Raw genomic sequence first — 12,448 nt, 5'->3', positions numbered from 1 at the left:
ATTTCAAAAAGTCCCAAGCAGTAATCTTATGGAAATCTTCATCAAAATCACTGCTGGGATCTAATAATTCTGGTTTAATTAACATACTTGGGAAATTATTTTACATGAGTAAATTACTGACTATTGCCATTCCCACCTATAATCGAGCAAATTTGCTGGATCAACAATTGGAGTGGTTATCTCATGCTATTAAAGGTTATGAACAAGATTGTGAAATCTTAGTATCTGACAATTGTTCCAGTGATTATACACCGCAAGTTATCAAAAAATGGCAGAAAATTCTCAGCTCTGTAACTTTTATATCTAACAGAAACAGTAGCAATTTGGGTGTGATGAGGAATATAATTTACTGTCTAAATTCCGCCACTACCAAATATGTATGGACAATTGGTGATGATGATCCCATTCAAGATAGAACTGTTGGTTACGTAATAGATAAATTGCAAAAACACCAGGACTTATCTTTAATGTTTCTGAATTTTTCAGGAAGAAATAAAATTACTGGGGAAGCAGTTCATCCACCCACTATTTCTGGCAATCGTTGGTTTGATATTGATGTGGAAGATGGTGCGGGAAATGGTAAGGCAATCTTTGAACATTGTCTTGCTAAAAGTGTGGGCGCAGTAATATTTCTGACAGCTTCAATTTATAGGGCTGATCTGGTTAAACAGGCTCTACAAATTTGGCCGGATGCCATTAATAACTGGATTTCTTTAGCCTATTTTGCGGGTTATTGTGCAGCTCATGGAAAGGTAATTGTCACCAAAGAAAACTTTTTAGAATGTATTGTAGGTGTCAGTTATTGGCAAAAGGAACCTAAATCCGCACTATTAATGCAATATAAACACATACCAGAGGTGATTTCTAAGCTCCATGAAAATGGATATTCTAAACAGTTTTATGCCAGAATGATGATTCAGAACTGGCGAGGAGTTAATCCAAAAGTTTTCCTAGGTGCTTTAAGAAGATGGCCAATTTCTGCTATTCAAACCATACTTCCCTTTTTTGCTGTAGTTACGGTTTCCGCAGTAGAAGTTATGGCCGCTCCTGAACTGAAAATTGCTGATTGTAATCAGCAAATATCTACTTCTTCTCTTCGTCGCAATAAAGATTCGTGAGTTAATTACTGGGTTGAATTATTAGTTTAAATGATGATGATTAATACTTGGCAAGATCAACTCAACGCCTTTACTGAGGATTTTAATTATCGGGTATCTGTGGCTAAATATAAAAAGCATTTACCTGTATTATCCCCAAAAGATAAATTAATTGCTGAAACCTTAAAGCAGCAAGGTGTTTATATTACTTCTCTCACAGATTTAGGAATGCCATCAACCACACAAATGTGGGTAAGTGCTACGGGTTATGCAGGGATGATATCAGCTCCCAGAAATGTGGAGTCGGGATATAGCTTACCACAAATTTACACGGTTACAGATCTACCGGAATTTTTTACCTGGGGAATTGAATCTAGGTTAAGGAATATCATTGAAAGTTATATAGAGTTACCTATAGCTTTTCATGGTGTTCATGTGCGGAAGGATTTTCCAAATGAGCAGCAACTACAAACTCTGCTGTGGCACAAGGATGCGGAAGATCGACGGATGATTAAAATCATCGTCTATTTACACGATGTGGGGGAAGAACATGGACCTTTTGAATATATACCTTTACCCAGTAATATTGGAGAATGGTGTAATTATTATCGGGTCGATTATAGATTGTGGAAGTCGGGTTTTTTGGGAATTGATGACCGAGAAATGATGAATGTTATTCCTAAAAAATTCTGGAAATCTTGTCCAGGAAAAGCAGGAACTGTAATTTTTGTTGATCCTAGAAATGTTTTACATCACGGAACAGTTAGAAGTGAAGAGCGTTCTACAGCATTTTTTGTTTACACTTCTCACACTCCTAAACGCCCGGAACTTTGCACTCAATACCATGATCATACCTTCACCAAACCCCCTGGGCAATTTAAGACTGAAATTGCAAATAAAGCCCGGTAAATTTTTCTAGGGTGTGTTGTTAGAGCATCCCTATCAAGTTTTCATTTTCGCTTATCCAAATTCACCGAGAGTTTTCAAAAATATGATTTTTACCCAAACAAGTCTAGCTGGTGCTTTCATTATCGAATTAGAAGACAAACCAGATCATCGTGGTTTTTTTGCCAGAACTTTCTGCGCCCAAGAATTTGCTGAACATGGTTTAAAGCCAACAGTTGCCCAATGTAATTTATCTTTTAATCATCAAAAAGGCACCCTGCGAGGAATGCACTACCAAATTACACCAGCAACAGAAACCAAATTAATTCGCTGTACTCAAGGTGCAATTTATGATGTGATTGTGGATATGCGTCCGGAATCTCCTACCTACCTATCATATATTGGCGTCGAACTAACAGCAACAAATCGTCGTGCTTTATATGTACCGGAAATGTTTGCCCATGGGTATCAAGCTCTAACTGATGGCGCGGAAGTTGTTTACCAAGTTGGTGAATTTTACACCCCTGGTTATGAACGAGGTCTGCGTTATGATGATCCCATTTTAGACATTGTTTGGCCTTTGAATGTGACTGAAATTTCTCAGAAAGATCTTAGTTGGCCTTTATTGGAATCTGTGTTAATAGGTGTCTAGTACCCATACCTTTTTTGAGAGTTTGTATAAAAATTATTCGGAGTTTCCCGGGAGTTGAAAATGATAATAGTTGATCAAGCATTACAAGCACGTGCTGAATTAGGTAAACCAGTAAAAGTTGCCATGATTGGTGCTGGTTTTATGGGGAGAGGTATAGCTAATCAAATTATTAATTCTGTTCCAGGAATGGAATTGGTAGCTATTGCTAACCGTCATATTCAAACAGCAGAACGAGCATATTTGGAAGCAGGAATCGAAAATTTCCGCACTGTGGATAATTTAGGAGATTTGGAAGATTCCATCGCCCAAAATGGATATGCAATCACCGAAGATGCCATGTTGCTATGTGAAGCAGACGGTATAGATGCAATTATTGAAGTCACTGGAACCATAGAATATGCAGCTCATTTGGTAACCAGAGCGATCGCCCATCAAAAGCATGTGATATTAATGAATGCGGAACTAGATGGAACAGTGGGACCGATTTTAAAAATTCATGCTGATAGAGCTGGAGTAGTTTTCACAGCTTGCGATGGGGATCAACCAGGGGTAGAAATGAATTTATATCGCTTTGTTAAAAGCATTGGTTTAACCCCCCTATTATGTGGAAATATTAAGGGATTACAAGATCCCTACCGCAATCCAACCACTCAAGCTGGTTTTGCTCAACGTTGGGGACAAAATCCAGCTATGGTGACAAGTTTTGCTGACGGTACAAAAATTTCCTTTGAGCAAGCAATTGTAGCCAATGGTACGGGGATGAAGGTAGCAAAGCGGGGTATGTTGGGATATGAATATACAGGTCATGTAGATGAAATGACCAAAATGTATGATCTAGATCAGCTTAGGGAACTGGGTGGAATTGTAGACTATGTGGTAGGTGCAAAACCCAGTCCAGGAGTATTTGTTTTTGCTACTCACGAAGATCCCAAACAACGCCATTATTTGAACCTCTATAAATTGGGCGAGGGTCCTCTTTATAGTTTCTATACACCCTATCACTTATGTCATTTTGAAGTTCCTATTTCTGTAGCTCGTGCAGTGTTATTACATGATGCAGTTTTAACCCCCATAGCAGGTCCTATAGTTGATGTGGTGGCCACAGCCAAGATTGATTTAAAAGCAGGGGAAATAATTGATGGTATTGGCTATTATATGACCTATGGACAATGTGAAAATTCCTCCATTGTGCAACAGGAAAATTTACTACCCATGGGACTAGCACAAGGATGTCGTTTAATACGAGATATTCCTCGAGATCAAGTCCTCACTTATAACGATGTCGAATTGCCTACAGGTAGACTTTGTGATAGATTGCGTGCTGAACAAACAGCCTATTTTTCCCCAGTTAAAACCTTAGCGATCGCTAGATAGAGTTTCCAGCAGTCATAGGGAGACCCAATACTCCCTATTCCCCCTCCCCCCTATTCAAACAATGAAAATTGCTCTAGTCCATGACTATTTAACCCAGCGCGGTGGAGCAGAGCGAGTATTTGAATTGCTTTGCAAATACTACCCCGAAGCGGATATTTTTACATCTGTATATGATGCCCAAAAAACTATTGACTTAGGCGATCGGATAGTTAAAACTACTTTTTTACAAAGCATTCCTGGGGCTAAGAAATATTTTCGACTTATAGCCCCGTTATACTTTCCAGCTTTCCGTTCCCTGGATTTACAAGACTATGATTTAATTATTAGTAGCAGTACGAGCTTTGCCAAAGCGGTTCGTAAAAAAAAGGAAGCTCAACACATTTGCTTCTGTCACAATGTAACTAGATTTTTATGGGATACACAAACTTATTTACGGGAGTATGGAGATTATCGTTACTTTGCTCCAGTAATAGAAAAAATATTTGCTATGATGAGAAATGTGGATCTGAAATACTCCCAGGAACCAGATTTATACATTGCCAATTCCAGCGTTGTTGCCAAACGTATACAACAAATATATGGCAAGGAAGCAATGGTAGTCAATTATCCAATTGATACCAATAATTTTGTTTTTTCTGAAATAAAAGATGACTACTACTTGGCATCTGCTAGGATGATAAGTTATAAACGTTTTGATATCATAGTCGAGGCTTTTAACTGGTTAGGTTGGCCTTTATTAATATCAGGTGACGGACCAGAACTACAAAGGTTAAAATCCAAAGCACTAGATAATATTCAATTTTTAGGTCATGTGAGCGACGTTAAGCGTAAGGACCTATTTTCTAGAGCTAAGTCCATTATTGTTGCAGCATTGGAAGACTATGGATTAGTGCCAGTAGAAGCGAATGCCAGTGGAACTCCAGTGATTGCTTATGGTGCAGGGGGTGTTTTAGACACTCAAATACCTGGAAAAACTGGAGTGTTTTTTAACAGACAATCAGCTGACTCTCTACAGACAGGATTATTTCGGGCCAAGGAAATAGCTTGGAATTATCAAAGCATTCGCAATCACGCTGTTAACAACTTCTCAGAATCAGTGTTTTTTCAAAAGATAGAGGAGATTGTCATGAAAAACTCCGGTATACATCACTGATGGAATGAAGGGGTATAGCACCCCCAAATTTTAATACTTTCGTCAATGATTCGAATTTTTAGTCTATAGTCTCTTGTATAGAAGGATAATTACAGTGCTTCAAACTAGTTTAAACTCACCTCTAAATACTTCAGCAGATTCAGAAGCAAGCTATGGACAAATGTTGTCTGTATTTATTAGAAGATTTCCTTGGGTTCTATTAGTACTTTTAACTTCCACAGCAGTAGCTGGAATTATCACTGCAAAAACTCAACCAACTTTCCAAAGTACCCTCCAGTTATTGATAGAACCTAACTACCAAGGAAGGGAAAAGGAAGATAAATTGGGAACGGATTTCACTGAATCTAACATTGTTATTGACACAGCGACCCAGTTAAATTTAATGAGGAGTTCTGCACTTTTACAAAAAGCAGTGACTCGGCTTAAGTCCGAATATCCGGATATCACTACAGAGGAACTTAAAAAATCCTTAGTTGCGACTCAGATTAAGACCTCTGAAGATAATATTGCCACGAAAATTTTTCAAATTGATTATATCAGTGATGATCCATATAAAACCCAAAAGGTTCTGACTGCTATTCAGCAAGTGTATCTTGAGTACAATAAAAATCAACAGGATATTCGGTTACAAAAAGGTCTACAAATTATTAGAGAACAGCTAAATAAAGCAACTGACGAAGTGAACGCGTCAGAGGCTAATTTACAACGATTTCGCCGCAATCAGAATTTGATTGATCCGGAGTTAGAAGCAAAAGCAATTGAAGAAACTTTAAATAGTATTCGCAAGGAAAGACAAACCACTCATTCTCTATACCAAGAAGCCATAGCTAAGCAAAAATCCTTGCAACAACAACTGAATCGCTCACCACAAAATGCTTTAGTTTCTTCTCGTTTGAGTCAGTCTACGCGCTACCAAGGTTTGCTCAATGAAATTCAGAAAACAGAGTTGGCTTTAGCTCAAGAGCGATTGCGTTTTACCGATGATACTCCTAACGTACAGAAACTAAATCAACAACTGCAAGATCAAAAAGGACTTTTACAAAAAGAGGTAAGCAGAACTCTAGGTGAGAATAATAATTCCTTAAATTTCGGAGAAAATTTGTTAGAACAAGGACAACTAGGACAAATTGATCTGAACTTAACCAGTGAATTGGTAACCACTCAAACTAATATTGTGGCACTGAGCGCTAGAGATCAGACCTTAGCTCAGAAAGAAAGTCAACTCCAATTGCAGTTAAAACGGTTTCCTTCTCTATTATCCTACTACAATCGGATCATTCCCCAACTAAAATTTAGTCGAGAAAGAATGGAACAATTGCTAAGAGCAGAACAGCAATTGCGTCAAGAATTGTCTAAAGGTGGATTTAATTGGCAAGTAGTAGAAGAACCAAAAATGGGCGTTAAATTAGGACCCAATCTTTCACAAAATTTATTACTGGGTGCAATTGTAGGATTTATCTTAGGTGGAGTTGCTGCTTTTATCCGTGAGTCATCAGATGATGCGGTGCATACTACCGCCCAATTGCAAAAACAATTAGCATTACCTTTATTGGGAACAACACCAAAATTACCATCAGCAAAAGGTAAGGAATCCGTCATTAAATTGCCTTTTGGTAAACCGGATGTTTTAGCTCCCTGGACAATTCAGGTTTTACAATCTTCTCCTGGGTGGGAGTCCCTAGATTTGATTTATAAAAATATCGAATTGCTCCACAGCAAGTCCGATTTAAAATCCTTAATGGTAACTTCAGCATTACCAGATATCAGTAAGTCATCTTTAACCTTAGGTTTAGCTATGAGTGCAGCACGTCTACATAAAAGAGTGCTCCTAATTGATGCCAATTTACGAGACCCAAATTTACATAAGCAGTTAAATCTACCGAATGAACAGGGTCTATCAACTCTGTTAGCTAATGATGCAAACATACCCGATCAAATAGGAATTTCCTACTCAGGTTCAGCTTACATTGATATTTTAACTGCTGGTCCTATACCTGCAGACCCAGCACATCTTTTAAGCTCTCCACGTATGAGGGAAATAATTACCATGTTTGAAGAAAATTATGATTTAGTGCTCATAGATGCACCTTCAGTGTTGGGTATGGTAGATGCAATAATTACAGGTTCTTCCTGTCGAAGTGTAGTTATGGTTGCTAGCATTGGTAAAGTGACACATAATCATCTAGCCCAGGCTACATCTATGTTGAGCAAGTTAAATCTTATTGGCGTTGTAGCTAACGGGGTATCTGACTCTGAAAGCACTTATGTTCCATATATCAAACCACAAGCATTAGCTCTAAAAGAATTTGTGGAAAAATAATTATTCTGAGGAAACGGGGAACTTTCTGTTGTTCTATAAGTGGATGAGTGGAATTAAATATAAGATCAACGCACCCATGGGTTACCCTACCGCTAACCCATCCTACAAATAATTGTGCCTCCTTATATTTAAGGAATTAATCAAGAGTTAGTCAAGAATAAATAAAGAATTCATGAGTTCAAAAATCAACTGACCATCTTATTCTATTATAGAAAATATAGAGAGAGGAAAAACACGACAATGACAACTTCTATTTTTCCTAGTTTACAGCAATCTGGTGTTCTATCTGACCTATCTGAAAATTTTGCTTTTCCATCTTACTCTCTTAAATGGCGTAGGGATCAGTTATTAGTTACATCCTCCCGAAATTCCTCACCAATACATTTACCTTCCCTAAACAATGAACAACAGTTGATTAACTGTCTAAAACATTCCACAGTTAATTTAGTAACTATAGATTCCAAACTGGGAAACTCCACATTAAAATTTTGGGCAAATGCTTGTGAGAAGGCTAATAAACCAATATTTATACGTCCTGTTAATAAAAATCAACCTCTTACCATAGGTGATGATATATTGGGGATATTAGAGAGAACAATAAACATATTTTTGGCATTGTTCTTCTTATCTTTATTTAGTCCTTTAATAGCAGTTATAGTCTTATTAATGTTATTGAAATCGCCAGGATCAATATTTAAGTATGAATGGTGTATTGGCAAAAAGGGCAAATTATTTCGTTTGGTAAATTTTGATCATAATCTTCAACAAAATCTTCCGATTTCGAGCCTAGGAATGACGAAGTTAAGATTACATAGATTGCCAGAGCTATTCAATATCTTGCGGGGTGAAACTAGTTTATTTAACTCCAGACACTCCAAGCTTTAGACAAACCTAGCCCAGGGTTGCTAATAACCCATGAAAGTTCACATAATTAACAACAGCTAACAAGGGCAACAAAAAATGAAAACCGCTATTTGTACCGTATTTGAAAAAGACTACCACTATGGTGTAGGCGCGTTGGTCAACTCATTACACCATCATGGTTTTAAAGGAATATGCTGGGCTGGCTATCGTGGTAAATTACCAAGTTGGGCGAAGTATTTAAAAACAGGAGCAGGTTACGAAGAGTTTACTGTGTCTCCAGATTGTGCCATCAGATTTATAGAGGTAAAAACCAATAAACATCTAGGTTTTTACAAACCTGATTTTATGTCTCTACTATGGCAAAAATACTGTTGTGATATGGAGGCATTATTTTACTTTGATCCTGATATAGTCAATAAGTGTAAATGGAACTTTTATGAAAACTGGGTTAGTCGGGGGATTGCCATTTGTGGTGACTCCTGGTATTTGGTTCCTGCTAATCATCCCCGAAGACTAGCATGGAAAGAATTCGCCGAAAGTAATGGTTTTATTTGTGAACGTCAATTAGATTATCACTATAATAGTGGGTTTATTGGCATACCCAAGCAATATCAATCAGTTCTGACTACTTGGCAAAATTTGCAAGAAATAGGTGAGAAATTGGGTTATAGCGACCTAACGGATCTATACGGGAGTCGTACTTTTAATTTTCCTCCCTATTTATATGGAGATCAAACCTACTTGAATTTAGCTTTAATGTTAAATAATTATCCTTTAAGTACGGTTGGACCTGACGGTATGGATTTTATTCCTGGTGGTACTATTATGTCTCATGCGACGGTACCAAATATCAAGCCTTGGCGTAAGAAGTTGATGCTGAGTGCTTTGTTGGGTAGTGCTCCTAGCATCACAGATAAATTGTATTGGAAACACAGTTATACACCTATTAAACTTTATTCCAATGCCAAATTAATGCAGCAAAATTTGGAGATTTTACTTGGTTCAGCTATTGGTCGTTTTATCCGTCGTGCTCCTATGTAATTTTTCTCTTGATTGTGATTAATTCTATTACTATTGATAATTCCTATGCACCTTAAACTTGCTAGTCTCCCTCTCGAAATCTTGCAAAGTGCAAGTTTTTGGCAAAACCATAAATTAATTCTCAAAGAGTTCCAGCATTTTCGCTTGATGGCCATTGGTGCCATATTTTTTTCAGCTCTTGCTGCTAGTTTCGAGGGGTTTGGTTTAGGTTTTTTGTTGGTATTTCTACAGAGTTTAACCACTCCTTCTGCTGCACCTGTAAAAACGGGAATTGATTGGGTTGATATTTTTATTTTAGGAGTTAATACCCCAGTAATAGAACGATTATATCGCATATCCTCTCTCATTGTAATTACTACCTGTGTACGGGCATTATTTAACTATGTAGGACAATTATGTATTCAGTTTAGTGAGATTAATTTAGTAGATAACTTGCGCAAACGCATCTTTGAGCAATTGAGTACACAAACTCTGGGTTACTTTTCTAAAAAAAGCTCTGGAGAATTGATTAATACTCTCACCAATGAAATGGAGAGAATTAGACAGATTTTTGGAGGATTGGCTTTTTTAGTCACTAAAAGTCTTACTTTAGCAGTTTACTCAATTTCCCTATTTGTTTTATCCTGGCATCTTTCCATCTTGTCTATTTTCTTATTTAGCTTTTTAGCCTTAGGACTATCGACACTAAATAAACATATTAGGGAACGCAGTTTCGAGATTACTAAAGCCAATGATATTTTTACCACTAGAGTGCTGGAGTTTTTGGATGGTATTCGTGTAGTTCATGCTTTTTGTACACAACAGTTTGAACGGCAAAGATACTTTGAAGCCAGCGCCAACATTGTTAAATCTTGGCGTAGAGTTTATTGGATTTCCCTGATAGTTAAACCCCTGGCGGATAGTATATCAACTCTGATTTTAGTTGGTATCATTTGCGTGGCTGTAGTTGTAGATTTAATGCCAATTTCTAACCTCCTGACTTTCTTTTTCGTACTGTTTCGTTTGGTACCAATGATTCAAGATGTTAACGGAGTTTTAGCATTCTTAAATACTCAAGCTGGTGCGGTAGAAAATATCAAAGATTTATTGAAATCTGAAAATAAGGCCTATTTTAAAAATGGCTATCTTGAATTTGGTGGAATTCAAAAAGCTATAGACATACAGGCTGTAAATTTTGGTTATGAACCCAATCATTTAGTTCTCAAAGATATCACCTTGACAATAGAAAAAGGTAAAATGACTGCCCTAGTTGGTGCATCAGGTGGTGGCAAAACCACATTAGCTGACTTACTTGCTAGATTCCATGAACCAACTAACGGGAGAATTTTGTTAGATGGGTTAGATTTCCAAAAATTTGAAATCAACTCTCTGCGTTGGAAAATGGCTATAGTTGGTCAAAAAAGTTTTATTTTTAACACTTCAATTCGTCATAATATTGCCTATGGTACACCCCTGGCCACCGAGGAAGAAATTATTGAAGCTGCACGGTTAGCCAATGCTCTTGAATTTATTCAAAAATTACCTCAAGGTTTTGATACCATAATTGGTGCTGATGGCATGCAATTATCTGGAGGACAACAACAGAGAATTGCCATTGCTCGAGCTTTAGTGAGAAATCCTGAAATCCTTATTTTAGACGAGCCAACTAGTGCATTGGATGCAATTACAGAGCAGGTAATTCAAGAGTTGTTAGATAAATTCACTATTGGGCGAACAGTAATTGTTATTGCCCATCGTCTTTCTACAGTGGCTAAAGCTGATAAAGTTGTGGTCATTGAACAGGGAAAAATTATGGAACAGGGTTCATACCAAGATCTGATTCAACAACAAGGTAAATTTTGGCAATATTATCAGACCCAAAATGATATCAGATAGTTTCTGGTTCTTTATCAAATATACAAAACACATGACAATAATTGCACAGTTGAAACATAAGTTTAATGGTAAAGTATATTTTTTATGTGATCCTCGAGAGTTGGATGATGTTGGTGATCAGTTTCAACATTTACTGGTTTGTTTAGCTGAAGGTTTTCAGGAACTAGGAATCTCATTTTTTGCTAATGTAAATTATTGGTTAGAATCATCTCAAGAGGAAAAATATCTTTTTAATTATAACCCAAATATTACCTTTGATGATTGTGACTTGGTTATATTGACTAATATTTGGTTGTCTGTTAATTATGCCTGGGTAGATAATCTATTTAAACCGAATCGTGGATATCTTACGGTTTACTTAGATGGAGAAGACAGTGATAAAACTTATAGGTTTAGACCTGAATTCAACCAGTTTGATTTTATTTTTCGAACCCATTATAATCGTAAGTTACAATATGGAAATAGTAAATCTAGGAATAATTTTTACCCTTGGGCTTTTGGTTTAAGCAGTCGAATTTTGCGAGAACTGAACACAGTGCCAGATTTTGATGATCGTCAAAAACAAATTTTGGTTAATTTTCGCCACTGGAAAAAAGGCCATCCTGTGAGAAATATTAGTTCTCGGATGTTTATACCCCAAATCAGTAAAATTTTCTCCATAGACCACACTATTGATAGTCCCCACAATCTAACATCAGACCCATATCATCAATTGCAGTGGTTACAAACCGGTAAGAGACATTATCCCAGCTTTTACCAGCGTCTAAAAAACTCCATTGCTTGTGCTTGTTTTGGAGGTTTTTTTGTGCCTAGCTGGCCTGATGACCCAGCCAGTTTACTGAATCGTATAGGTAAGCAAATGCTCAATCATTTACAGTTAAAATCCCATCAGATAGTACAGTGGGACAGTTGGCGATTGTGGGAATCTTTAGCAGCTGGATGTGTTACTTTTCATGTGGATTTTGAAAAATATGGTGTTTGTTTACCTGTTATGCCAGAAAATTGGGCACATTATATTGGTGTGGATTTAGATAATGTTAAAGCCACAATTGAAAGAATAGCGGATCAACCGGAAATTTTACCAGCAATTGCTACAGAGGGTAGAAAATGGGCTATGAAAAATTATAGTCCTGCTCCCACAGCTTTACGTTTCCTAGAAACCATTTATCAAAAGGTGAGTTAACAAC

At 37.1% G+C, this 12,448-nt stretch carries 10 protein-coding genes; all 10 read left to right on the top strand.

All coding sequences use genetic code 11. The features are described from left to right. Nucleotides 1–104 precede the first annotated feature (104 nt). The 10 genes from C6N34_RS03390 (at nucleotide 105) to C6N34_RS03345 (ending at nucleotide 12,444) form a co-directional block, all read left to right on the top strand. A complete protein-coding gene (locus C6N34_RS03390; protein ID WP_115538809.1) occupies nucleotides 105–1,118 on the top strand; it encodes a glycosyltransferase family 2 protein in 1,014 nt (337 codons plus the stop codon). Between the two features lie 33 nt (nucleotides 1,119–1,151). Beyond that, complete coding sequence (locus C6N34_RS03385) at nucleotides 1,152–2,006, top strand: phytanoyl-CoA dioxygenase family protein (RefSeq protein ID WP_115538810.1); 855 nt, start codon at nucleotides 1,152–1,154, stop codon at nucleotides 2,004–2,006. A gap of 82 nt (nucleotides 2,007–2,088) precedes the next feature. Beyond that, nucleotides 2,089–2,634: a dTDP-4-dehydrorhamnose 3,5-epimerase gene (gene rfbC / locus C6N34_RS03380; RefSeq protein ID WP_057178819.1), complete on the top strand. Its 546-nt coding sequence runs from the start codon at nucleotides 2,089–2,091 to the stop codon at nucleotides 2,632–2,634. 60 nt (nucleotides 2,635–2,694) lie between these two features. Beyond that, the gene (locus C6N34_RS03375) at nucleotides 2,695–4,008 is read left to right on the top strand and encodes an NAD(P)H-dependent oxidoreductase (protein WP_057178820.1); all 1,314 of its coding nucleotides are present in this window, start codon (nucleotides 2,695–2,697) and stop codon (nucleotides 4,006–4,008) included. 61 nt (nucleotides 4,009–4,069) lie between these two features. Next, nucleotides 4,070–5,161: a glycosyltransferase gene (locus C6N34_RS03370; protein ID WP_057178821.1), complete on the top strand. Its 1,092-nt coding sequence runs from the start codon at nucleotides 4,070–4,072 to the stop codon at nucleotides 5,159–5,161. 94 nt (nucleotides 5,162–5,255) lie between these two features. Next, a complete protein-coding gene (locus tag C6N34_RS03365) occupies nucleotides 5,256–7,481 on the top strand; it encodes a GumC family protein (RefSeq protein WP_057178822.1) in 2,226 nt (741 codons plus the stop codon). A gap of 240 nt (nucleotides 7,482–7,721) precedes the next feature. Beyond that, a complete protein-coding gene (gene hepC, locus C6N34_RS03360) occupies nucleotides 7,722–8,366 on the top strand; it encodes a heterocyst development glycosyltransferase HepC (protein ID WP_115538811.1) in 645 nt (214 codons plus the stop codon). 75 nt (nucleotides 8,367–8,441) lie between these two features. Next, on the top strand, nucleotides 8,442–9,386 hold the full coding sequence (locus C6N34_RS03355) for a hypothetical protein (protein ID WP_006277187.1): 945 nt from the start codon (nucleotides 8,442–8,444) through the stop codon (nucleotides 9,384–9,386). Nucleotides 9,387–9,431: 45 nt separating this feature from the next. Further along, nucleotides 9,432–11,261, top strand: a complete 1,830-nt coding sequence (gene hepA, locus C6N34_RS03350; protein ID WP_115538812.1) for a heterocyst formation ABC transporter subunit HepA — start codon at nucleotides 9,432–9,434, stop codon at nucleotides 11,259–11,261. Nucleotides 11,262–11,292: 31 nt separating this feature from the next. After that, complete coding sequence (locus C6N34_RS03345; RefSeq protein ID WP_057178826.1) at nucleotides 11,293–12,444, top strand: glycosyltransferase; 1,152 nt, start codon at nucleotides 11,293–11,295, stop codon at nucleotides 12,442–12,444. Nucleotides 12,445–12,448: the final 4 nt, after the last annotated feature.

This window comes from Cylindrospermopsis raciborskii Cr2010, assembly GCF_003367075.2.
GTDB lineage: Bacteria > Cyanobacteriota > Cyanobacteriia > Cyanobacteriales > Nostocaceae > Raphidiopsis > Raphidiopsis raciborskii.
This window is presented reverse-complemented; position numbering and strand designations above follow the sequence as displayed.

What these genes read in the sequence shown, in the direction of transcription:
- C6N34_RS03390 (WP_115538809.1), top strand. Translation starts at nt 105, where the DNA reads ATGAGTAAATTACTGACTATTGCCATTCCCACCTATAATCGAGCAAAT.
- C6N34_RS03385 (WP_115538810.1), top strand. Translation starts at nt 1,152, where the DNA reads ATGATGATTAATACTTGGCAAGATCAACTCAACGCCTTTACTGAGGAT.
- rfbC (WP_057178819.1), top strand. Translation starts at nt 2,089, where the DNA reads ATGATTTTTACCCAAACAAGTCTAGCTGGTGCTTTCATTATCGAATTA.
- C6N34_RS03375 (WP_057178820.1), top strand. Translation starts at nt 2,695, where the DNA reads ATGATAATAGTTGATCAAGCATTACAAGCACGTGCTGAATTAGGTAAA.
- C6N34_RS03370 (WP_057178821.1), top strand. Translation starts at nt 4,070, where the DNA reads ATGAAAATTGCTCTAGTCCATGACTATTTAACCCAGCGCGGTGGAGCA.
- hepC (WP_115538811.1), top strand. Translation starts at nt 7,722, where the DNA reads ATGACAACTTCTATTTTTCCTAGTTTACAGCAATCTGGTGTTCTATCT.
- C6N34_RS03355 (WP_006277187.1), top strand. Translation starts at nt 8,442, where the DNA reads ATGAAAACCGCTATTTGTACCGTATTTGAAAAAGACTACCACTATGGT.
- hepA (WP_115538812.1), top strand. Translation starts at nt 9,432, where the DNA reads ATGCACCTTAAACTTGCTAGTCTCCCTCTCGAAATCTTGCAAAGTGCA.
- C6N34_RS03345 (WP_057178826.1), top strand. Translation starts at nt 11,293, where the DNA reads ATGACAATAATTGCACAGTTGAAACATAAGTTTAATGGTAAAGTATAT.